This is a genomic window from Vibrio sp. DNB22_10_4 (assembly GCF_052879755.1).
In genome coordinates this window covers 49,346-71,325 of record NZ_JBNNXW010000016.1, presented here as the reverse complement: position 1 = coordinate 71,325, position 21,980 = coordinate 49,346, and the positions used below count along the sequence as shown (strand labels likewise).

Below are 21,980 nucleotides of genomic sequence, written 5' to 3'. Positions count from 1 at the left end.
ATGCCGAACTCAGAAGTGAAACGCAATAGCGCCGATGGTAGTGTGGGGCTTCCCCATGTGAGAGTAGGACATCGCCAAGCTTTAATTTCACGCCTCAGCATAAGCTGGGGCGTTTTCGTATCTGGCGTCTAGTAGATTTGATACTTGTATTAGAAAGGTAGAGTGTGTCTTGCGGATCGCCGCACCGCCCAAGTGAGAGTAGGACATCGGCAGACTTTAATTTTCACGCCTCAGCATAAGCTGGGGCGTTTTCGTATCTGGCGTTTAGTAGATTTGATACTTGTATTAGAAAGGTTGAGTGTGTCTTGCGGATCGCCGCACCGCCCATGTAAGAGTAGGACATCGCCAAGCTTTAATTTCGCGCCTCAGCATAAGCTGGGGCGTTTTCGTATCTACGGTATGTGTATCAATATTACATTAATACCACGATCAAGTTTCCTAGCCCTTCTATTTAATACTATTAGCATGATTTTGCTACTGATTCAGTTACACTTTAATCATGTTTCTAAACTAGTTATCTATTATGAGCTTACAATTTCCATTTATTATCTCGGGTGGGCCGGGATCTGGGAAAACCACATTACTAGAAGCAATTGGTGAATTGGGTTTTCAGGTATTTCCTGAGGTTCCTAGGCTGCTCATAGAACAACAATCTAGACTCAATGATGGTGTATTGCCGTGGACGCAACTTGGACGCTTTGCTGAAATGTGTTTCCAGGAAATGGTTATTCAAAGAGATCTTGCTCAACAATCAAAGCAGCTTAGCTTTCTCGACCGGGCTATTCCTGATGTGTGTGCTTATTTGGAATTTGGAAACCTGTCTGTATCAGACAATATCTTCAGCGAGGCTAACAAAGAATATCAGCAGACTGTCTTATTCTGTAAACCAACGCGTGAGACTTATGTGCAAGATGAGGTACGTCCTTATCCATTTGAGGAAGCACTGTCGATTCATCAAGCGTTGCGTATGCAGTATCAAGGGCTAGGATTTCAAGTTATTGAGATCCCGTTAATGACTGTACAACAGCGGGTCGAGTTTGTTGTTGAACTGTGTCAAACTCATACAGCAACCACTATTAGCATGGAGAGCTAAGGAACAATGCACGACAAATTGCCTCGTCACCTCATAGAACCTGTTTCTAACTTACTGTGCTTTGTTCGCTACTTGGTTCAGCGCATGTCTCATGACCGAGTGAATGTCAACGCGGGCTATCTAACGTATATTACGTTACTCTCTATCGTGCCTATGTTGACGGTTCTGCTGTCAGTGTTGTCCTCGTTTTCAATATTTGCCAATGTTGGTGAAGTGCTACAAAACTTCATCATTCAACATTTTGTACCCGCAGCTGGTGATGCTGTTTATACAGCTCTCACTGAGTTTGTCGCTAATACAGGTCGAATGACAGCAATTGGTAGTGGTTTTTTGTTTGTTGCTGCCTTGATGCTCATCTCCAATATCGATAACAATCTCAACTACATCTGGCGAGTCAAAGTAAAGCGACGTCCGGTGTTTTCCTTCTCTATGTATTGGATGATATTGACTCTAGGTCCAATTTTGGTTGGTGCCAGTATTGTAGGAACCTCATACCTCACGTCATTAAAGATCTTGGAGCATGAGCTACTCAGTGGTGCATTTAGTTTCTTTTTAGGCTGGTTGCCCGCTTTTCTTGCACTGTTAGCTTTCACTGGGCTTTATGTTCTCGTTCCTAATAAGAAAGTCTATTTGAGCCATGCCATTATCGGCGCTGCCGTAGCGACATTGTTGTTTGAGGTGAGTAAGAAAGGTTTCGCGTACTACATAACTCAGTTCCCTTCTTATCAGTTGATTTATGGGGCGCTAGCGGCCATTCCAATCCTCTTTCTCTGGATCTATTTGTGCTGGTTTATCGTTTTGATTGGTGCCGAGTTCACAGCAGCACTAGGAGAGAAAGAACACTGGCGACTGAAAAGCCCCGTGATACAATCGACAGCCGAAAAGAAGCAATTGACCCAAAAGGAACAACCGCGTGATAGCACTGATACAAAGAGTGAGTGAGTCTGCTGTTAAGGTTGACGGAAAAACGGTCGGCGAAATCGGTAAAGGTCTGTTGGTCTTATTAGGTGTTGAAAAGGACGATGATGAAGCCAAAGCAAAGCGCTTGGTTGAGCGCGTCACTACCTACCGTGTTTTTGAAGATGAAGCCGGCAAAATGAATCTAAACGTCAAGGATGTGGATGGCAGCGTTCTTGTGGTTTCACAATTTACGCTACCAGCGGATACCAAGAAAGGGACTCGAGCGGGCTTTTCTAAAGGCGCACATCCGGCGGATGCTGAGCGTCTCTATGACTATTTTGCTGACCATTGTCAGCAGGTATTACCAACAGAACGCGGCCAGTTTGCAGCTGATATGAAAGTATCACTCATTAACGATGGTCCTGTGACGTTCTGGTTGCAGGTATAAACGAGTAACGCGTTAAGTTTACATGCGAAAGGATATCTATGTTTAAACTCATTACTCCTAAGACAGAAAATCAGCTCAGTAAGTACTATCATTTTCGATGGCAGATGTTGCGTGAGCCGTGGCGACTGCCGGTAGGATCTGAGCGTGATGAGTATGACGAAATGAGTCATCACCGCATGATTGTCGATGGGCGAGGAAGACCCATGGCGATTGGACGCTTGTATATTACGCCTGATAATGAAGGCCAAATCCGCTACATGGCGGTAAAGAGTAGTCGTCGTGACAAAGGCATGGGGTCATTAGTGCTGGTTGCACTCGAGTCCTTTGCTCGTCAAGAAGGCGTTAAGCGCTTGGTATGTAATGCCCGAGAAGATGCAATCTCTTTCTATGAGAAAAATGGCTTTAACAGCCAGGGTGAGCTTAATGACCAAAAAGGGCCGGTTCGTCACCAACAAATGGTGAAACCGCTCGATCCTTTAGCCAAAGTCCTTCGCAGACCTGAATGGTGTGCAGAGCTACAAGAGCGCTGGGAGCAGCAGATACCTATTAGTGACAAGATGGGTATCAAGATTAACCAGTACACTGGCTATCGCTTTGAATGCAGTGCGCAGTTGAATCCTAACCTCAACCCACACAATACGATGTTTGCTGGCTCAGCGTTTACGTTGGCAACGTTAACGGGTTGGGGCATGACTTGGTTACTGATGCGCGAACGTGGTTTGGTAGCGGATATCGTGCTGGCAGATAGTCGAATTCGCTATCGACATCCCGTGGAGTCCAGCCCAGTATCTGTCACATCATTAGATGGCATTAGTGGTGATTTGGACAGACTTGCCGCAGGTAAGAAAGCACGAATCGTGATCAACGTGACCATCTATAGTGGTGATACACCAGCGGTCGAGTTTGTTGGTACCTACATGCTGTTACCTAATTATCACGACAAGCTACTGTCGAGTTAACAGATTAGCCCTCATCTCATGGTGGGGGCTACTTTTATTGGCAGCTCTCTATTGATGTTGCGGTGATTTCGCCAGTGAGCATGTGTAGTTTATAAGTGCTCTCACAGGACTCGATTAGCTCTATGCTGAGAGCTTCTAGGGGCTGTGAGCTCAAATCAATATTCTGCTTCGCTTCACCGTTAAGGTTTTCGCTAGAGATCTTAAATGGTACCAACTCCACTCTCCCTCTATCTGCGGTTAATTTCAGCGGTGTAATATCGACTGAAAACGGCGTCTGCGAATGTTCTGTAACGGCTGTAGTATTGTAGAAGCTTGCGTTGAGCGCTCCAGACACTGTTTGAGAGAAAGCGTGTTTATCAGCAATCAAAGCGCTCATCTCTAGCTCGACATCGGCTGCACCGGTGAATCCTAGCGCAGCAGGGCTACTTAGGTACTGGGTAAGCTGTACAGGCAGTGAGAAAGCGTTAACACTAACTTTGAGTGGTTGGCTTGGCGCAGTAAAGTCGAGCTCAGCATTGGCTGTCAGATAGCCTTGGTCAAATGGAATAAATAAGCGATTTAACTGCCATTTACCCTGCTTGCTCTCGGTTTCAATAATGATTTGATTGGCGAGTACTTTGTCGATACTTGCGCTATTGGCAGATGCCGTTGCTTTTCCTTGCCACAACCCCCACTGATAGTCCTTTTTAAGGATGAGGTCATTGGCCTCCATATTGAACCCAGTGACTTGCCAAAATGGCTTGTTGGCCAGTTGAATCCACTGAGAGCGATTGAAGGTCGCATTATCAATAGTGATCGTCTTGATATCATCGGCGTTGATATCATTAAACAGAGTCAGTAAAGAGGCATCACCAGACTCTTGGATAAACTTGATGCCATCAATATTAATCTTATCCAGCTTAACTGTGTTGGGGGTGAGTTCTCCCGACACTTGTACGCGCCCTTGCTCAAGCCGTGTATCTAAGTCGGCTATTTGGATCTTATCTTTGCTGGCATAGAGTTCTATCGTCGGCTCGATAAACTCAAACCCTTGCCAGACAACTTGATCTGCATCGATGGAGAGATAAGCTTGCTGCTGAGACCATAGCGGTTTATCGAGCTCTATTCCCTCAACAGAGGCGTTGATGTTGCTGATCTTACTGCCGTTATAACTTAGCGATGAGTTAAGAATATCTAGGCTGTTGATGTGATTAACATACTTCTGAAACAAAGAAAACCAAGGGTCATCAAGATGAGTTTGCTCAAGGATTAAGCGATTGATGGTGGTGTTAACCAATGACCATCCGCGTTCGAGTTTCTGCGCTTGTGTAGAGATACTTGCGCCGCTCCATGTGAAGGAAACGCCGTACAGCTTGCTGTTATCTCTCGCAAACACGCCGTCAAGTAATACATCGTGCAGCGCAGAGCCTTGATAATTGAGCTGAGAAGCCTCTAGTTGGACTTCGCCTTGAGATGACATGAGTGAGTCACCAGCGACAAGCCCTTTAACTTGCAGGCGCAGATCGTTGATGATCAGTTCATTATCACTGTAATCTAAATGATCAATCGCCAGGTTTTCGATCTGCCAGCGCTCAATCAGTTCTAAAGGTAATGGGTCTCTGCCATTAAGGGTCGTGCCATCAATCAACAATTCTTGAACAGTGAGGGGTTGCTTGGTCGATAAATTACCTGCCAGCCAAACAGAGAGCTTCGCGACTTCGACTGGTGGCTGCTCCGCAATCTCGAATCGAGCGTTTTCAAACGTGATCTGATTAGGGTAGTGATAGTGAAAGGCTTCACTAGTGACATGGATATCAAGTACTTTCTCTAGTGCGTAGCTCACCACTGGCTTTGCGTATTGAGTATGCAACACACCAAATACCAACAAAATGGAAAGCAGACCCAGTGCCATGAGTGCAACTAACAGTGCAACAATCTTTCTTACCAAAGTGACAAAGCCTAATCGTTCAACATAAACAATAATTTAGCGTGTATAGATGAAAAAAGCCCCTCTAAATGAGGGGCTGGGGTTAAAAAGTTGGATTTCTATCTAATTTATTAGTCTAGCTGTGGGCCTGCCGCAACCAATGCTTGGCCTTCTGCGTTGTCGGTATACTTGTCAAAGTTCGCGATGAAACGCTTAGCAAGATCTTCCGCTTTGCTTTCCCACTGTAGAGGGTCAACATAGGTTTCACGAGGATCTAAGATCGATGGATCCACACCTGGAAGCGAAGTTGGTACTTCTAAGTTGAACACAGGGATATTCGTGGTTTCCGCTTTTTCGATAGAGCCATCAAGGATCGCATCGATAATGCCGCGAGTATCTTGGATAGAGATACGTTTACCCGTACCGTTCCAACCGGTGTTAACTAGGTAAGCTTCAGCGCCAGCAGCTTCCATACGTTTAACCAGTACTTCAGCATACTTAGTTGGGTGTAGCGTTAGGAACGCGGCACCAAAACACGCAGAGAAGGTTGGCGTTGGCTCTGTGATACCACGCTCGGTACCAGCTAGCTTAGCCGTAAAGCCTGATAGGAAGTGGTACTTAGTTTGCTCTGGTGTTAGCTTAGATACTGGTGGTAGAACACCGAACGCATCAGCAGATAGGAAGATCACTTTATTCGCGTGACCGCCTTTTGATACTGGCTTCACAATATTGTCAATGTGGTGAAGTGGGTACGAAACACGAGTATTTTCTGTTTTCGAACCATCATCAAAGTCGATAGAGCCATCATTGCGAACAGTCACGTTCTCTAGTAGCGCATCTCTGCGGATCGCATTGTAGATGTCTGGCTCCGCTTCTTTCGATAGGTTGATAGTCTTCGCGTAGCAGCCACCTTCGTAGTTGAAGATACCGTCATCATCCCAGCCGTGCTCATCGTCACCGATTAGCGCGCGTTTAGGATCGGTTGATAGTGTGGTTTTACCCGTACCAGAGAGACCGAAGAAGACTGCAACATCACCTTCTTCACCCATGTTTGCAGAACAGTGCATAGAAGCAATATCACGAAGTGGTAAGAAGTAGTTCATCATCGCGAACATACCTTTCTTCATTTCGCCGCCGTACCAAGTACCACCGATAAGCTGCATTCTTTCTGTTAGGTTGAAGACAGTGAAGTTTTCAGAGTTAAGACCGTGCTCTTCCCATTTCTGGTTGGTGCATTTAGCACCATTCATAACAACGAAATCAGGCTCGAAGGTTGCAAGCTCTTCTTCTGTTGGACGAATGAACATGTTTTTAACGAAGTGCGCTTGCCACGCTACTTCAGTGATAATACGAATGCATAGACGAGTATCTGGGTTGGTGCCGCAGAATCCGTCGATCACAAATAAACGTTTATTGGATAGTTGACCAGTAACTAGAGTTTTAAGGTCGTTCCATGCCTCTTGGGACATAGGTTTGTTGTCATTTTTAACCTTATCGTTAGTCCACCACATGTTTTCTTCAGTTGTAGCGTCTTTAACGATAAATTTGTCTTTTGGAGAGCGTCCAGTAAAGATTCCCGTATCTACAGCAACGGCGCCAAGCTCAGTAACTACGCCTTTCTCGTAGCCTTCTAGACCTTCGCGAGTTTCCTCTTCAAATAACTGTTCGTAGCTTGGGTTGCGAACGATGTCAGTTACGCCAGTGATTCCGTACTTGGTTAGATCGATTTGTGCAGCCTTGTTAATGTCCATAACGGTCATAGGTGCTCCTTATTGGATTTTTTGTAGGGATTTTAAAATTGTAGTAATAATTGTTTAGTTGTTATTTTGTTTTTTATTTTGAACTCCATGCTAGCAATGGATATCCGAGAAAACAGGGAGGTAGTTCAAAAATTAGTCATCAGTTATTGATGGTTTTAAGTGTTTTGTCACATATTGAATTTAGGTGATTTCTCCTCAAAGCAAACCTTTGCGCTAGATCAAATGTAACACATTAAAACCACCTCTAGTTAGATGTTCTGTTCATGTTTTTTGCAACATTGTTAAAAAAAACGAACAAAAAAAGCCAGTTCGTTAACGAACTGGCTTTTTGGGCTGAACACGTTCAGATTTTAGTGCACGGTGCTATCACCTGGTGCGGATTGAGCGTCCGCAAAAATCGCTTTGATTTCTGGTTCGTCAAAAGCGTACGTGGTACCACAGTAATCACAGTGAAGCGCTACCTCGCCATCTTGTGCAAGAATATCCATGATCTCTTCTTGTGCCACCGTTGAAATAGCACCCGCGCTTCGCTCACGTGAACAGCCACAGAAAAACTCAACCTGTTTCGGCTCGAATACTTGTACTTTGTCTTGGTTGTACAAACGATAAAGTAGCGAGTTGGCTTCTAAGCCAAACAATTCTTCGTCTTTTACGGTATTGGTCAGTTGCTCTAGATGTTCGAAGTCTTCTGCTGAACCTGTACCATCAGGCATCACCTGAAGCATCATACCTGCCGCATGTGGTTTACCGTCAAACTCACCTGAGCGGATCCACAAGCGTGTTTTTAGCTGCTCAGAACGTTCGAAGTAACCTTCAAGAACTTCAGCAAGAGTGTCACCCTCTAGGCCAACGACACCTTGGTAGCGCTCGCCCTTATCTGGAGTGATGGTGATCACTAGGTAGCCTTTACCCATCATGTCATGGATGTTGGCATCGTCGGCAATGTCACCTTCCCAACGCGCTACACCGCGAAGCTTTTGGTTGTGGTCACCATTAATGACAGCAAGTGATACCGGACCGTCACCTTGAAGCTGCATAGTAATAGAGCCTTCAAACTTTAGTGTCGCAGTTAAAAGGCTGGTGGACACGAGTAGGTCACCAAGTAGCTTTTGTAGCGGAGCTGGGTAGTCCTTGCTTGATAGAATTTCTTGATAAGCTGTATCCAGTTGTACGAGCTCGCCACGCACAGACAGTTCTTCAAAAAGGTAGCGGTTAAGTATGTTGTTAGCCATTGAGGAAGCTCCAGCTTATTGGTGTTTAAATTTAATGATGTCGCGACGCTGTTTCTTGTCAGGTCGACGCTCTGGACTTGGGTTGTGAGCGTGCAGTTTTCTTTTCAACGCGTTGTCTTCTCGCTTGGCGATACTCTCAGTTGTCTCGCTGTAGAGAGTCTGGGCTTCCGGTGCACCTCGACGTTGATCGGAGATTCGCTCAATGACCACGGTTTTCTCTTCATTACCTTGGCGCAGGGCGATTACTGCTCCCAATTCCACTATTTTGCTCGGCTTCGAGCGCTGTCCATTGTAGTGGACTTTGCCGCCGTCGACCATATTTCGTGCGATACTTCTGGTTTTATAGAAGCGAGCAGCCCATAACCATTTGTCCAAACGAACGGAATTATTCTCGGAACTCATTGTCAATCCTACTTTCTAAGTCAGTATTGGTAAGCCAAACTGAACTAGTGATAGATTTATCTTGCTATTGGTGTACTAAATGGTGCTTAGGTCTAAAAAATTCAACCCCGGAGTTGCAATAGCATTACTGTCACACCAGATATGCTATAGTCTGTCGGTTAGCAAAGAGCAAAAAGTTGCTTATATCTTCGAGATTTATAACATAGTGAAATATCGGAAAGTTCATTATCTAGCAGGAAGTTAAAAGGGTGAAAGGAATATCTATATCGGCGAATGGCATTACCGCTGCCTCTTTGACTTCATTGTTACGACGTTGTACGCAGTACCAGCCTCAAATTAGCCTTATTGTCACCTTAGTGTTACTTGTTATCTCCTGCTGGATCGCGGGTGCTTTGTTGTGGCAGTTGTTTCCGCAATCGCACTCCGTAACACGCTGGGTCGCACCAACGACGGTGACTGCCACGAATAATGTGCAAACGGCTAAGTTGCAATCGTCAGATATCAATAATGCCAATATCTTTGGTCGTTACAGCAAAGAGCAAAAAGTGGTGCAAGCACCAGTGGTGACTGATGCTCCGAAGACTCGCCTTAATGTGGTGCTCGTTGGTTCTGTGGTGAGCTCAAACCCTGAGCGCAGCCTTGCGGTGGTTGCTCATCGAGGTAAGCAAGGTACCTATGGCATCGGTGAGCAGATTGATGGTACCCGTGCGACTGTGAATGCAGTTTTTATCGATCGGATTATCATTTCCAACTCTGGTCGTGATGAAACCGTGATGCTTGAGGGGGTAGAATATAAAAAGCTGGAGTTGAACCAGCGCCCGAAAGCCGCCGCTTCTAATATCGCTGGCAACAATCCTATCGACTCCGAAGAGAAGTTAGCGGCGATCCGTCGCACCATTACCCAAGACCCACAGCAAATATTCCAATACGTCAGGCTTTCTCAAGTAAAGCGTGATGGCAAGGTAGCAGGTTATCGAGTAAGCCCAGGGCGCGACCCTGAGCTGTTCAATTCGGTTGGTTTACAAAATGGCGATATCGCTATCGCACTCAATGGTGCTGACCTAACTGACCCTGCTGCGATGGGGCAGATTTATCAATCCATCACCGACCTAACCGAGTTGAACCTCATCGTTGAACGCGATGGACAGCAACATGACATCTTCATTCAGTTTTAGTCATGTCGACCGTATTACAAGGGAGCAATAAGTGAAAAGTTGGCTTAAAACAAGTACCTGGTTATTGATGGGGAGCCTGATGGCGGTACCCGCGGTATCAGCCAATGAATTTAGCGCCAGTTTTAAAGGCACTGACCTTCATGAGTTTATCAATATTGTTGGGCGTAACCTCGACAAAACCATCATCGTAGATCCTTCCGTACGCGGTAAAGTCGATGTGCGAAGTTATGACGTGCTGAATGAAGAGCAGTATTACAGCTTTTTCCTCAACGTTCTCGAAGTGTATGGCTTCGCGGTGGTTGAGATGGATAACGGCATTCTAAAAGTCATCAAAGCCAAAGACGCCAAAACATCCGCGATTCCGGTTGTGGGAGATACTGATATTGCCGTAGGCGATACAGTGGTCACTCGTGTGGTTGCGGTTAAAAACGTCTCGGTACGTGAGTTGTCACCACTACTAAGGCAGCTTAATGATAACGCTGGTGCAGGTAACGTAGTGCATTATGACCCGGCGAATATCATTCTGATCACAGGCCGCGCTGCTGTGGTGAACCGTTTAGCGGAAATTATCAAGCGTGTTGACCAAGCCGGTGATAAAGAAGTGGAAGTGGTGGAGCTGAAAAACGCGTCCGCAGCAGAAATGGTGCGTATTGTCGACGCGCTAAATAAAACCACGGATGCCAAAAATACCCCTGCATTCTTACAGCCTAAGCTGGTGGCGGACGAGCGTACCAACTCAATTCTTATTTCTGGCGACCCTAAAGTGCGCCAGCGCTTGCGCCGTTTGATTGGTCAACTGGACATCGAAATGGCCACCAAAGGCAATAACCGTGTTCAATACCTAAAATATGCCAAAGCGGAAGATTTGGTCGATGTGCTAAAAGGCGTGTCGGACAATCTGCAAAAAGAGAAACAAGCAGGAACAAAATCAGGCTCTACAGCCAATCGCAGTGAAGTCATGATTGCCGCGCACCAAGATACCAATGCGCTAGTACTGACCGCACCGCCAGATATTATGAAGGCGCTACTTGAGGTGATTTCTCAGCTGGATATTCGCCGCGCGCAGGTATTGATTGAAGCTCTAATTGTTGAACTGGCTGACGTAGATGGTGCTAACCTCGGTGTTCAGTGGGGCTCGGTCAACGGCGGCAGTGTGGTGCAGTTTAGCAACACTGGTGCGTCTATCGGCAGCGTGATGGTTGGTATGGAAGAAGCCAAAGACAAGAAGACCACAGAAACTCGTGTTGATGCTGATGGCAACCCATACAACGTTGAAACGACAACGACGGGTGATTTTAGTAAGTTGGCAAGCGCACTGAGCGGTGTACAAGGTGCAGCTGTTGGTATCGCCTTAGGTGACTGGACAGCACTCATCACGGCGGTTTCTAGTCAGTCAAATTCGAACATTCTGTCATCGCCAAGCATTACCGTAATGGATAACGGTGAAGCTTCGTTTATCGTCGGTGAAGAAGTCCCTGTTCTGACGGGGTCGACAGCGGGCTCAAACAATAGCAACCCATTCCAAACCGTTGATCGTAAAGAGGTTGGTATCAAACTAAAAGTGGTGCCACAGATCAACGAAGGTAACTCAGTTCAGCTTAACATTGAGCAAGAAGTCTCTAACGTCCTAGGTGCAAACGGTGCCGTTGATGTGCGTTTCGCTAAGCGTCAGCTCAATACTTCAGTCATGATCCAAGATGGCCAAATGCTGGTGCTTGGTGGCTTGATTGATGAGCGTGCGGCAGAGAGTGAATCGAAAGTGCCGTTCTTAGGTGATATTCCTTACCTTGGTCGCTTGTTTACGTCGACCTCGACCACGGTTGAGAAGAAGAATTTGATGGTCTTCATTAAGCCAACCATCATTCGCGACGGCATGACATCAGACGGTATTACGCAGCGTAAGTACAACTACATTCGCGCTGAGCAGCTGTTCAAGGCGGACAAAGGTCTTAAGCTGATGGATGATGGCTTCATTCCTGTATTGCCTGAATTTAATGAGACGGCGCGTTATCCATCAGAGATCCAAGCGTTTATTGATCAAGTGGAAGCGAAGTAATGATGGAAAGCCCAGAGCATCGCCCGCTAGCTAACCGCTTACCGTTTAGCTTTGCTAATCGCTTTAAAGTAGTGTTTGAAGCGCAGGAGTCGCAGTCGATTCTCTATTATGTAGAACCGCTGGCGCTCAATGCCTTGCAGGAAGTAAAGCGAGTATTTCGAAAGCCGTTTTCTTTGCATGCACTGCCGTCGAGCGAGTTTGATGCCAAGTTGACCCAGGCTTACCAGCGTGACTCCTCTGAAGCTAGACAGCTGATGGAAGATATTGGTGCGGACAGTGATGACTTTTTCTCGCTGGCAGAAGAGCTGCCTCAAGATGAAGACTTGTTAGAGTCCGATGATGATGCGCCAATCATTAAATTGATCAATGCCATGCTTGGCGAAGCGATCAAAGAAGGCGCATCTGATATCCATATCGAAACCTTCGAGAAAGTGCTGTCGATCCGTTTTCGTATTGATGGTGTGCTGCGAGACGTTCTGGCACCAAGCCGCAAATTGGCACCGCTATTGGTTTCGCGCGTAAAGGTTATGGCTAAGCTGGATATCGCTGAAAAACGCGTACCACAAGATGGTCGTATTTCGCTGCGTATCGGTGGCCGAGCAGTGGATGTGCGTGTTTCGACGATGCCGTCATCGCACGGCGAGCGAGTAGTAATGCGTCTATTAGACAAAAACGCCACTCGTCTTGATCTACACAGCTTAGGTATGACGGCAGATAACCATGTCAACTTTAGACATCTTATCGGCCGTCCCCACGGCATCATTTTGGTCACAGGTCCAACTGGCTCGGGTAAGTCGACCACGCTGTATGCTGGCTTACAAGAGATCAACAGCAATGAGCGCAATATCCTCACCGTTGAAGACCCGATTGAATTTGATATCGATGGCATCGGTCAAACTCAGGTGAATCCTAAAGTTGATATGACTTTCGCTCGAGGCTTGCGTGCTATCTTGCGTCAAGACCCCGATGTGGTGATGGTGGGTGAGATCCGTGACCTAGAAACGGCACAAATTGCCGTTCAAGCTTCATTGACCGGTCACTTGGTTATGTCGACATTGCATACCAATACGGCAGTAGGTGCGATCACACGTATGCGTGATATGGGTATTGAGCCATTTTTGATCTCCTCATCACTGCTGGGTGTATTGGCACAGCGCTTGGTACGTACCCTGTGTAATGACTGTAAACAACCTTACGAGGCGGATGCAGCCACTAAGCAACTGTTTGGTTTAGCTGAGCCTGAGCCGTTAACGCTGCACAAAGCGGTTGGCTGTGAACGTTGTAATCATAAAGGGTATCGCGGCCGAACGGGTATTCATGAGCTGCTGATGGTCAATGACAAGGTTCAATCGCTGATCCATGATGAAGCGGGTGAGCAGGCGATTGAAAAAGCCGTGCGCTCTCATACCCCAAGTATCCGTGATGATGGCTTCCATAAAGTCAAACTTGGTGTGACCTCGCTTGAAGAAGTCATGCGCGTGACTAAGGAAGCGTAAGTGGCGGCATTCGAATATAAGGCACTCAATGCCAAAGGTAAGCAAGTCAAAGGGTTGATAGAAGGTGATAATGCTCGCCAAGCGCGCCAGCGTCTAAAAGAGCAAGGCCTTATCCCGGTTGATATTGTTGAAGCCAAGGGCAAAGCATCGTCAAATTCATCGGGTACCGTCAACGCAACACCGATGTTTAAGCGTGGTTTAAGTACTCCTGATTTGGCACTGATTACGCGACAGTTATCTACCCTAGTTCAATCTGGCATGCCATTGGAAGAGTGTTTGCGAGCGGTGTCTGAGCAGTCAGAAAAGCCACGCATTCGCACTATGTTGGCGGCCATTCGCTCTAAAGTCACCGAAGGTTACACGCTGTCTGACAGTCTTGCTGACTATTCACATGTCTTCGATGAGCTGTTTCGCTCCATGGTGGCAGCCGGTGAAAAGTCAGGTCACCTAGATTCTATTTTGGAGCGTCTTGCGGATTACGCTGAAAATCGTCAGAAAATGCGCTCTAAGCTGCAACAAGCGATGATTTACCCAGTCGTGCTGGTGGTATTTGCGGTATCCATTGTGGCGTTTTTGCTAGCAGCCGTGGTGCCCAAAATTGTCGGTCAGTTTGTCCAAATGGGGCAGGAGCTGCCAGCATCGACACAGTTTTTGCTCTCTTCTAGTGACTTTATCCAAGAGTGGGGCTTATTGCTGCTTGGTGGTTTTACACTGACGTTGTATGTAATCAAAGTCGCACTTCGTAAGCCGTCTATCCGTATGAGTTGGGACACCAAAGTGTTAGGGCTTCCTCTTATTGGTAAGATTGCCCGAGGCCTGAATACATCGCGTTTTGCACGTACCTTAGCGATTTGTACCTCGAGTGCCATTCCTATCCTAGAAGGGATGAAAGTCTCTGTGGATGTGATGACCAACCATTTTGCTAAGAAGCAAGTGTCCACGGCGGCCGATAATGTGCGAGAAGGGGCAAGCCTTCGTAAAGCACTCGAGCAAACCAAGTTATTCCCACCTATGATGCTACACATGATCGCCAGTGGTGAGCAAAGTGGTGAGCTAGAGAGCATGCTGACGCGTGCGGCAGATAACCAAGACCAAAACTTTGAATCGACAGTGAACATTGCCCTTGGCATTTTCACCCCAGCACTGATCGCCTTAATGGCAGGTTTAGTACTGTTTATTGTGATGGCGACCCTAATGCCGATTTTGGAAATGAACAATTTGATGTCTGGTTAATCCAATCAGTCAGATGGTTAGAATTGCCCTCAAATTGAGGGCGTTTATTTGGAGTTAGAGATGAAAAAAACAATGAAAAAACAATCCGGCTTTACCTTGCTAGAGGTAATGGTAGTGGTTGTTATTTTGGGTATTTTGGCAAGCTTTGTCGTACCTAACTTGCTAGGTAACAAAGAGAAGGCAGACCAACAGAAAGCAGTGACGGATATCGTTGCTTTGGAGAATGCGCTTGATATGTACAAACTGGATAACAGTGTTTATCCAACGACGGATCAAGGCCTAGAAGCGCTGGTCACCAAACCAACCAACCCAGAGCCGCGTAACTACCGCGATGGTGGTTACATTCGTCGTCTACCAGCTGATCCATGGGGCAACGAATATCAATATCTAAGCCCAGGTGATAAAGGCACTATCGACATCTTTACCCTAGGTGCTGACGGCCAAGAGGGCGGTGAAGGCCCTGCGGCTGATATCGGTAACTGGAATATTCAAGACTTCCAGTAAACATGATAGGAGAGGCAGTTCGCCTCTCCTTTGTTCAAAGTGAATCTCCATGTTGTTGCACTCAAAACGTCGTCAATTAGGTTTTACGTTACTCGAAATTATGCTGGTACTGGTGCTGCTTTCTATCAGTGCGGTAGCGGTGATTTCGACCCTGCCTCAGAGTCAAAGTGACGACACCAAACAGCAAGCGCAGCGTTTATACCAAAGGCTACAACTGTTCAACGAAGAAGCGATGTTGGCAGGCAAAGACTTTGGTATACGTGTTGATGAAGCCAAAAAGCAATACGTGTTTCTCGAATTGACTTCTGAAGGGTGGCAGCGTGTGTCACTCAGTAAAATCCCAGAAGAGACGACCTTGCCAGAAACCTTGTCGATCAAACTCGATTTAAGCACGGGTATCTGGGGCGAGAGTGACAGGTTATTTGAGCCCGGCTCTTTGTTCGATGAAGACATGTTTGCCGATGTGGAAAAAGAGAAAAAGCCGGAAAAGCCACCACAAGTCTTTATTCTCTCTAGCGGAGAGATTACCGAAGGCGCATTTGTTGTCGCGCCGGTGAATCGAGCATTGCAAGATCAAACCTGGTACGTCGAAGTCAAAGAAAATGGGCAGTTGGCGCTTATGGATGTGAAAGACTGGAATGAAAAAGACCGTTAGAGGCATGACTCTGCTTGAGGTGCTGATAGCGCTGGCGATATTTGCCACGGCGGCCATCTCCATCATCCGAGCGGTCAGTCAGCATATTAACACTCTGGGCTATCTGGAAGAGAAGGCGTTTGCCAGCATGGTGGTCGACAATCAGATGGCTAAGCTTATGCTCGACACTGCAAAGCCTAAAGCTAAGAAAGGCAAAGAGAAACTGGCGGGGCGCGAGTGGTATTGGAGCATTCAACCGGTTGAAACGGCAGATAACTTACTCTCGGCGGTGGATGTGAGCGTTGCCACTGATGCGAAAGCGAGCCCGATAGTGACGGTGAGAAGCTATGTCGACAAGTAACCGTGTTAAAGGCTTTACCCTCATCGAAGTTCTGGTGGCCATTGCGATTTTTGCCAGCTTAAGCGTAGCGGCCTATCAAGTGGTGAATCAGGTGCAGCGCAGCAATGAGCTTTCTCTAGAGCGCAGCACTCGACTACAAGAAATTCAGCGTGGCTTTGTTTATCTAGATAGTGACTTTAAGCAGTTGGCGCTGCGTCAGTTCCGTCATGAAGGGGAAGAGCCTTTGTCTCGTCTGATGCTGTGGCAAGAAGGGTTATTGGAGTCTGAAGGGCGCGGTTTACTGTTTGCTCGTCTAGGTTGGCTTAACCCGCAAAACCAATTCCCACGAGGTGAAGTGGCTAAGATAGGCTACCGCCTTCAAGAAGGTAAGCTTGAGCGTTTGTGGTGGCGTTATCCGGATACTAGTGTGGGCGAGCCTCCTGTGGTGCTCCCCATATTTACCAAGGTGGAAGCGTTTGATATGCGTTTTTACAATGGCGAATCTTGGACTAATGAATGGCAAACTGACATGACACTGCCGGTTGCAGTGGAAGTAAAAATCCGTTTTGAGGATTTTGATGAAATTAACCGTATTTATCTGACCCCAGCGGGTACGCTCAATGCGACATCTGGTGGCAACAACAATGGCTCAGAGGGTGGCAATAACCAAGGTAATAACCAGGGCAACAACCAAGGCGGTAACTCATGACAAGAGTGACGGTTAAATCCCAAAAAGGGGTCGCCTTGATTGTGATTCTGCTGTTACTTGCCATTATGGTATCTATTGCAGCCACAATGTCGGAGCGTCTGTTTAGTCAATTTACTCGCGCGTCTAATCAGGTGAATTATCAGCAAGCTTATTGGTATGCGATTGGCGTCGAAGCATTGGCTTCAGTAGCGATAAAAGAGAGCTACAAAGACAATAAAGACAGCGTCAACCTCAATCAGCCTTGGGCGATTGAAGAGCGTACTTATCCACTCGATTATGGTGAGGCGACGGGCTACATTCGTGATATGCAGGCCTGTTTTAATATTAATGCTTTATCGACAGTGCAGCCGAATCAAAACAGCGCAACCAAGCCATTTTTAGTGCGCTTTTTCCAAAAGCTGCTCGAGGAAAGCGGAGTCGAAAACTACCAAGCAGAGCAGGTGGCGGACTCCACATGGGAGTTTGTCAATAAAGAGACCAGTGTGCGCTCGGTATCCGGTGTCGGAGACAGCTACTATGAATCGCTTTCTCCTGCCTATGTGGCGGCCAATGGTTTGATTGCTGATAGCTCAGAGCTTAGAGCGATTAATCAGATGAGCGGTGAGGCGATGCTCAGTATAAGCCCTCTTGTATGTGCGTTGCCAACAAGTGATTGGCGCCTCAATGTGAATACGCTGGTTGAAGAGCAGGCTGGACTGTTATCAGCGTTGTTTGCGCCGAATCTCTCGCTAGAAAATGCGAGACAAATGATAGAGAACCGTCCATTTGATGGTTGGTCCGGAATTGATAAGTTTCTCGCTGAGTCGCAGATGGCCAGCGTGGATGATAATACTAAACAGCAAGCGCAACAGTACCTTGCTGTAGACAGTGCCTATTTTGAAATGGACACTCAGGTTGTTGTTGGAGAGTCGCGGATGCGTCTTCGCAGCCTGATTTATAGCCAAGATAGGCAGGAAGTGACGGTCGTTCGTCGTCGATTTGGAGGATTTAGTGAGCGAGTTCTTAACCGTTCGCCTGAATAGCCAACCAGATAGCCAAATACATTGGGCGGTATGGTCAACTAGTCAGCAAGAAGTGATAGCCAGCGGAGAGCTTAATAACCTCGACCAGCTCGCTGACATAAAAGAATATGCGCAGCAGCGCGTGACGTTGCTGATGCTGAGTGGACAGGATGTGCACTTTGCTGATGTCGAGATCCCAGCAGGTGGCGCGCGTCAGTTTGAGTCGATGTTGCCGTTTATTGTCGAAGATGACATCGCACAAGATGTCGATGAACTGCACTTTACTATTTTCAGTAAACAAGGTGGCCGCGCTTCTATTGCTGCAATGGATCGACAATACCTAACGCATGTCATTGACCGCTTTGCAGAGCAAGGCATAGAAATCAAAAAAGTGATCCCCGATGTCTTGGCATTGCCGCAAACAGAGCATGTGAGCGCGATTCTTCTCGATGGTCAGTGGCTGTTTCGTACGGGCAATCAAAGCGGTCTCGTTGTCGATGAGGATTGGATGGATGCGGTTATTGATTCCGACTACCTGGTTCAATCGACGAGTGACGATGACAGCAAAGTGGTGATAGAGAGCTACTCTCCGGTTGCCAAGTCGCTGGCTGAGCGATCTTTGCATATCGATTGGCAAAGCATGCCGCCAGAGCCTGCGATGGCTCTGCTTTCAAAAGGCACCGTAGAAGCGAGTGCTAACTTAATGACCGGTGAGTTTAAGCCGAAAGCATCGTTCTTAAGGCATTGGAAAGTTTGGCAGAAAGTCGCCATTGCGGCCTCAGTGCTTATTGTTGCATTAGTCGCACAGCAAGTGGTGCTGGTGAATCAATACGAGGCACAAGCGGAGGCCTATCGAGCCGAAAGCGAACGAATTTTCCGAGCGGTTCTGCCAGACAAAAAGCGTATCCCTACGGTGAGCTACCTTAAGCGCCAGCTGGATGATGAGCTGAAGAGCTTGGGAGGCAGTGACCTGTCGAGTGCCTCAGTGTTGGAGTGGCTGTCGAAACTTCCTGACACGGTAGGGCAAGTGAATGGCATGCAAGTGCAGAGTTTTACTTTCGATGGTAACCGTAATGAAGTTCGCATGAATGTCACCAGTCGCGACTTTGACAGTTTCGAGGCGGCGCGAGTGAAGTTAGAAACGCAATTTGAAGTATCCCAAGGGCCACTTAACCGTAACGGCGAGGTGGTCATGGGTAACTTTGTACTTAAGAAGAAGTAGAGCGTAATGAAAGGATTATTACTGAACCTACAAAGCTGGTGGCTGAGTATCAGCCAGCGAGAGCAGCGACTGGTCGTGGCTTGCTCACTGGTGATCTTGCTTGGCATTGTTTATTGGGGAATCTTAGCCCCTTTTGCTCAACGTACTGAGCTTGCGCAGTCGCGTATCCAGTCGGAGAGGCAGCTGCTTACATGGGTGAAGCAAAAAGCGGACGATATATCTCAGCAGAGACAAGCGGGTGGGGTGGTTGTCTCTAAGGATCCGCTTAACCGCGTGATTACCTCGTCGACCAATCGATTCAGTATTGAGCTCATTCGTATGCAACCACGCAACGATCAGTTGCAGGTATGGATTAAGCCGATTCCGTTTGAGTTCTTTGTTAATTGGCTGTTTTACTTACAAGACAATCACGGTGTGACGGTTGAGATCCTGGATATCGACAAGACCGATAAAAATGGCGTTATTGACGTCAACCGATTGCAATTTAAAAGAGGTGGCTAAGTGGTAAAAAAAGTCATCAAATACAGCTTATTGTGTACCACAGTTTTTGCCGCTAGCGCGATTTACCACCTGCCTGCCAGTGTTGTGATGAGCTATGCCCCGATGCCTAGAGAGCTCGCTCTGGATGGCACTACTGGCACTATTTGGCAGGGCAATGCGCAGAATGTTCGATTCCAGCAATATTCCATTGGTGATGTGTCATGGCAGTTTAGTTGGTCTAGTCTTATGACGCTCTCTCCGGAGTATTCATTACGCTTTGGTCGCGGCAGCTCGTTGGGTTTATCGGGGCGGGGAAATCTTGGTGTGAGCATGTCTGGTGCTTACCTTGAGAATGTTCTTGCTTCAATACCTGCAGATACCGTGGTTCAGTACGCACCTATTCCAGTGCCGATTAAAGCGGGGGGGCAGTTAGAGCTTGCCATTAAGTCTCTCAATTATGCATCGCCATGGTGTGCCAGTGGTGACGGGAGTTTGTCGTGGAATGCTGGGTACATTGAGTCGCCTATCGGTAGCTTAGGACTGGGGCCGACAATTGTAGACGTATCTTGTGACGACAGTGTGCTTTCAGCTGCGGGTCGCCAAAACAGTAATCAGGTGTCGAGTGAGTTCTCTGCGAGTGTAACGCCGAATAGACAGTATCAATCACAGGCGTGGTTTAAGCCTGAATCTGAGTTTCCGACTAACATGCGTCAGCAGTTGAAATGGCTTGGCAATCCAGATGGCGAAGGACGGTATTCGTTTAATTATCAAGGGCGCTTTTAAGCGAGCGCTAGTTTAAACAGAAAAGGAGGCTAAGCCTCCTTTTCTGTATTTGAGTGGTTTACAGCGACGTGTTAGCTTTGTACTAGGATCTGATCCCACGGCAGATCTCGATCACCAATCACAATAAAATTAGGGTTCTCGAGTGTTTCGCGCTTGTTGTAAGAGAGTGGCTCTAGCTCGGTATCAACAATGGTACCACCGGCTTCTTCAACAATGCATTGTGTCGCCGCTGTGTCCCACTCGCCAGTGGGTCCTAGGCGCAGATAGCAATCGACAGCGCCTTCCGCGACCAAGCAGGCTTTGAGCGCGGCAGAACCAAGAGGCACTAAGTCATAGTTCCAGGCAGAGCTCATTCGCTTTGTGATGCGATTGATATTCTGACGGCGGCTAATGGCAATAGCGATAGATTGCTGTGGCATCTCATGTTTGAGTATTTTGATGCGCAGGCTTTCTCCTAGGCTTGGAATTTTCCATGCCCCTTTGCCTTCATAAGCGTGATAGGTCACGCCGGACACCGGTGCGTACACGACTCCCATGATTGGCTTGTTGTTGCTCACTAATGCAATGATGGTCGCAAAGTCGCCGCTGCGAGCGATGAACTCTTGAGTGCCATCAAGCGGGTCTACTAGCCAATAAGTGCTCCATTGTGAGCGCTGCTCTAAACTAATATCCGCTGCTTCTTCAGACAAAACAGGGATATCTGGCGTCAGCTCAGAGAGCTTTTCCATAATCAGTTTATGCGCAGCTAAGTCAGCGCTGGTCACTGGGGTTTCGTCATCCTTGATAAAGGCTTCGTAGTCTTTGTTCTCATAGATGTCGAGAATAAGCTGGCCAGCCTGACGCGCGATGTCGATGACAGCAGGAAGGTGATGCGATAAATCTAAATGTCTTGTTGCCACGTTATAACCCCAACTCTGACTTCATTCTTAGCATTAGTAGCAATGCGGTAATACTGCGTGCTTCTGAGAAGTCGAGATGAGTAAGTAGCTCATCGGCTTGTGCCAATGGCCATTTCACGATTTCTAGAGGCTCTGGTTCGTCCCCTTCGAGTTGCTCTGGATAGAGGTCTTGAGCAACAAACAAAGTCATGCGACTGGAGAAGTACGATGGCGCGAGAATCACCTCTTTGAGTGGTGTTAGCGTGTTGGCGCCAAAACCAATCTCTTCTTTGAGTTCACGTACAGCCGCTTGCTCCGGACTCTCCCCTAGATCGATGAGTCCTTTTGGAAAACCTAGCTCATAGCGCTCGGTGCCTGCTGCATATTCGCGAACCAGCAAGATATCCCCATGCTCAGTGATCGGCACCATCATGACCGCATTGCGACCACTCGGTTTCATGCGCTCATACGTGCGCTTTTCGCCGTTCGAAAACGCTAAGTCTAAAGCCTCAATTTTAAATAGCCTAGATTCAGCTACTGTCTTTTGGGCTAAGATCTCAGGTCCTTTTTTGGATGGCATGGGCGTTCTCCTCCGCTGGGTGCCAGTGTTTTCTGAAACGCTTGATCGTTTGAAACATTAGGCACTTGGCACTCGAATAGTAGTTAGTGATTAATATATATAGGATTTGGACGCGCGCCAAATGGTAGTGCTAAAAAAAAGAGCGCAAAGGTTTACCTTGGCGCTCGATTCGAAAACAAAATTGGCAAT

At 47.2% G+C, this 21,980-nt stretch carries 22 protein-coding genes and 1 rRNA gene; 17 read left to right on the top strand and 6 right to left on the bottom strand.

What is annotated here, in order from left to right; translation table 11 throughout:
• The 5 genes from rrf to ACVA6Q_RS21990 form a co-directional block, all read left to right on the top strand.
• Nucleotides 1-80, top strand: a 5S ribosomal RNA gene (gene rrf, locus ACVA6Q_RS22010); the annotation flags it as partial.
• A gap of 443 nt (nt 81-523) precedes the next feature.
• A complete protein-coding gene (locus tag ACVA6Q_RS22005; protein WP_446648943.1) occupies nt 524-1,093 on the top strand; it encodes an AAA family ATPase in 570 nt (189 codons plus the stop codon).
• A gap of 6 nt (nt 1,094-1,099) precedes the next feature.
• A complete protein-coding gene (locus ACVA6Q_RS22000; protein WP_353497365.1) occupies nt 1,100-2,035 on the top strand; it encodes a virulence factor BrkB family protein in 936 nt (311 codons plus the stop codon).
• Nucleotides 2,007-2,441 (top strand): D-aminoacyl-tRNA deacylase, encoded by a 435-nt coding sequence (gene dtd / locus ACVA6Q_RS21995; RefSeq protein ID WP_353497364.1) that lies wholly within the window; start codon nt 2,007-2,009, stop codon nt 2,439-2,441. The genes ACVA6Q_RS22000 and dtd overlap by 29 nt, the downstream gene beginning before the upstream one ends.
• Nucleotides 2,442-2,479: 38 nt before the next feature.
• Nucleotides 2,480-3,400 carry a bifunctional GNAT family N-acetyltransferase/hotdog fold thioesterase gene (locus tag ACVA6Q_RS21990; RefSeq protein WP_353497363.1) on the top strand — a complete coding sequence of 307 codons (921 nt, stop codon included), beginning with the start codon at nt 2,480-2,482 and terminating at the stop codon, nt 3,398-3,400.
• 34 nt (nt 3,401-3,434) lie between these two features.
• Here ACVA6Q_RS21990 and ACVA6Q_RS21985 read toward each other — a convergent pair whose 3' ends face one another.
• The 4 genes from ACVA6Q_RS21985 to hslR all read right to left on the bottom strand — a co-directional run bounded on the left by ACVA6Q_RS21985 (nt 3,435) and on the right by hslR (nt 8,700).
• Nucleotides 3,435-5,327, bottom strand: a complete 1,893-nt coding sequence (locus ACVA6Q_RS21985; RefSeq protein WP_446648942.1) for an AsmA family protein — start codon at nt 5,325-5,327, stop codon at nt 3,435-3,437.
• A 110-nt stretch (nt 5,328-5,437) separates the two neighbouring features.
• Complete coding sequence (gene pckA, locus ACVA6Q_RS21980; RefSeq protein WP_446648941.1) at nt 5,438-7,066, bottom strand: phosphoenolpyruvate carboxykinase (ATP); 1,629 nt, start codon at nt 7,064-7,066, stop codon at nt 5,438-5,440.
• Between the two features lie 350 nt (nt 7,067-7,416).
• A complete protein-coding gene (gene hslO / locus ACVA6Q_RS21975; protein WP_446648940.1) occupies nt 7,417-8,298 on the bottom strand; it encodes an Hsp33 family molecular chaperone HslO in 882 nt (293 codons plus the stop codon).
• 15 nt (nt 8,299-8,313) lie between these two features.
• Complete coding sequence (hslR, locus tag ACVA6Q_RS21970; RefSeq protein WP_353497359.1) at nt 8,314-8,700, bottom strand: ribosome-associated heat shock protein Hsp15; 387 nt, start codon at nt 8,698-8,700, stop codon at nt 8,314-8,316.
• Nucleotides 8,701-8,948: 248 nt separating this feature from the next.
• Between hslR and gspC the strand changes: the two genes are divergently transcribed.
• Genes gspC through ACVA6Q_RS21910 form a run of 12 tightly spaced genes read left to right on the top strand, consistent with a single transcriptional unit; the run spans nt 8,949 to nt 20,333 of the window.
• The gene (gene gspC, locus ACVA6Q_RS21965; protein WP_446648939.1) at nt 8,949-9,875 is read left to right on the top strand and encodes a type II secretion system protein GspC; all 927 of its coding nucleotides are present in this window, start codon (nt 8,949-8,951) and stop codon (nt 9,873-9,875) included.
• Between the two features lie 31 nt (nt 9,876-9,906).
• Nucleotides 9,907-11,931: a type II secretion system secretin GspD gene (gene gspD / locus ACVA6Q_RS21960; RefSeq protein WP_353497358.1), complete on the top strand. Its 2,025-nt coding sequence runs from the start codon at nt 9,907-9,909 to the stop codon at nt 11,929-11,931.
• Entirely contained in the window at nt 11,931-13,427 is a 1,497-nt protein-coding gene (gene gspE, locus ACVA6Q_RS21955) for a type II secretion system ATPase GspE (protein ID WP_353497357.1), read from the top strand. The genes gspD and gspE overlap by 1 nt, the downstream gene beginning before the upstream one ends.
• Entirely contained in the window at nt 13,428-14,660 is a 1,233-nt protein-coding gene (gspF, locus tag ACVA6Q_RS21950; protein WP_446648938.1) for a type II secretion system inner membrane protein GspF, read from the top strand.
• A gap of 60 nt (nt 14,661-14,720) precedes the next feature.
• The gene (gene gspG, locus ACVA6Q_RS21945) at nt 14,721-15,164 is read left to right on the top strand and encodes a type II secretion system major pseudopilin GspG (RefSeq protein ID WP_112460935.1); all 444 of its coding nucleotides are present in this window, start codon (nt 14,721-14,723) and stop codon (nt 15,162-15,164) included.
• Nucleotides 15,165-15,219: 55 nt separating this feature from the next.
• Nucleotides 15,220-15,819, top strand: a complete 600-nt coding sequence (gspH, locus tag ACVA6Q_RS21940; protein WP_446648945.1) for a type II secretion system minor pseudopilin GspH — start codon at nt 15,220-15,222, stop codon at nt 15,817-15,819.
• Nucleotides 15,803-16,159 carry a type II secretion system minor pseudopilin GspI gene (gene gspI / locus ACVA6Q_RS21935; RefSeq protein ID WP_446648937.1) on the top strand — a complete coding sequence of 119 codons (357 nt, stop codon included), beginning with the start codon at nt 15,803-15,805 and terminating at the stop codon, nt 16,157-16,159. Before gspH ends, gspI begins: the two co-directional genes overlap by 17 nt.
• Entirely contained in the window at nt 16,146-16,847 is a 702-nt protein-coding gene (gene gspJ, locus ACVA6Q_RS21930) for a type II secretion system minor pseudopilin GspJ (RefSeq protein WP_353497355.1), read from the top strand. Before gspI ends, gspJ begins: the two co-directional genes overlap by 14 nt.
• Complete coding sequence (gene gspK / locus ACVA6Q_RS21925; RefSeq protein ID WP_353497354.1) at nt 16,844-17,869, top strand: type II secretion system minor pseudopilin GspK; 1,026 nt, start codon at nt 16,844-16,846, stop codon at nt 17,867-17,869. Before gspJ ends, gspK begins: the two co-directional genes overlap by 4 nt.
• The gene (gene gspL / locus ACVA6Q_RS21920; protein WP_446648936.1) at nt 17,838-19,070 is read left to right on the top strand and encodes a type II secretion system protein GspL; all 1,233 of its coding nucleotides are present in this window, start codon (nt 17,838-17,840) and stop codon (nt 19,068-19,070) included. The genes gspK and gspL overlap by 32 nt, the downstream gene beginning before the upstream one ends.
• A gap of 6 nt (nt 19,071-19,076) precedes the next feature.
• Nucleotides 19,077-19,571, top strand: a complete 495-nt coding sequence (locus ACVA6Q_RS21915) for a type II secretion system protein M (protein WP_353497352.1) — start codon at nt 19,077-19,079, stop codon at nt 19,569-19,571.
• Nucleotides 19,572-20,333 (top strand): type II secretion system protein N, encoded by a 762-nt coding sequence (locus ACVA6Q_RS21910; RefSeq protein WP_446648935.1) that lies wholly within the window; start codon nt 19,572-19,574, stop codon nt 20,331-20,333. It begins immediately after the preceding gene.
• Between the two features lie 71 nt (nt 20,334-20,404).
• Here the strand turns inward: ACVA6Q_RS21910 and cysQ are convergent, their stop codons facing one another.
• A complete protein-coding gene (gene cysQ, locus ACVA6Q_RS21905; RefSeq protein ID WP_446648934.1) occupies nt 20,405-21,232 on the bottom strand; it encodes a 3'(2'),5'-bisphosphate nucleotidase CysQ in 828 nt (275 codons plus the stop codon).
• A 1-nt stretch (nt 21,233) separates the two neighbouring features.
• Nucleotides 21,234-21,791, bottom strand: a complete 558-nt coding sequence (gene nudE, locus ACVA6Q_RS21900; RefSeq protein ID WP_446648933.1) for an ADP compounds hydrolase NudE — start codon at nt 21,789-21,791, stop codon at nt 21,234-21,236.
• Between the last annotated feature and the right edge of the window lie 189 nt (nt 21,792-21,980).

Coding starts and splice junctions, on each gene's coding strand:
- nudE (WP_446648933.1), bottom strand. CDS start 21,791: ATGCCATCCAAAAAAGGACCTGAGATCTTAGCCCAAAAGACAGTAGCT.
- hslO (WP_446648940.1), bottom strand. CDS start 8,298: ATGGCTAACAACATACTTAACCGCTACCTTTTTGAAGAACTGTCTGTG.
- hslR (WP_353497359.1), bottom strand. CDS start 8,700: ATGAGTTCCGAGAATAATTCCGTTCGTTTGGACAAATGGTTATGGGCT.
- ACVA6Q_RS22000 (WP_353497365.1), top strand. CDS start 1,100: ATGCACGACAAATTGCCTCGTCACCTCATAGAACCTGTTTCTAACTTA.
- gspE (WP_353497357.1), top strand. CDS start 11,931: ATGATGGAAAGCCCAGAGCATCGCCCGCTAGCTAACCGCTTACCGTTT.
- ACVA6Q_RS22005 (WP_446648943.1), top strand. CDS start 524: ATGAGCTTACAATTTCCATTTATTATCTCGGGTGGGCCGGGATCTGGG.
- gspJ (WP_353497355.1), top strand. CDS start 16,146: ATGTCGACAAGTAACCGTGTTAAAGGCTTTACCCTCATCGAAGTTCTG.
- ACVA6Q_RS21990 (WP_353497363.1), top strand. CDS start 2,480: ATGTTTAAACTCATTACTCCTAAGACAGAAAATCAGCTCAGTAAGTAC.
- gspK (WP_353497354.1), top strand. CDS start 16,844: ATGACAAGAGTGACGGTTAAATCCCAAAAAGGGGTCGCCTTGATTGTG.
- pckA (WP_446648941.1), bottom strand. CDS start 7,066: ATGACCGTTATGGACATTAACAAGGCTGCACAAATCGATCTAACCAAG.
- gspI (WP_446648937.1), top strand. CDS start 15,803: ATGAAAAAGACCGTTAGAGGCATGACTCTGCTTGAGGTGCTGATAGCG.
- gspG (WP_112460935.1), top strand. CDS start 14,721: ATGAAAAAAACAATGAAAAAACAATCCGGCTTTACCTTGCTAGAGGTA.
- ACVA6Q_RS21915 (WP_353497352.1), top strand. CDS start 19,077: ATGAAAGGATTATTACTGAACCTACAAAGCTGGTGGCTGAGTATCAGC.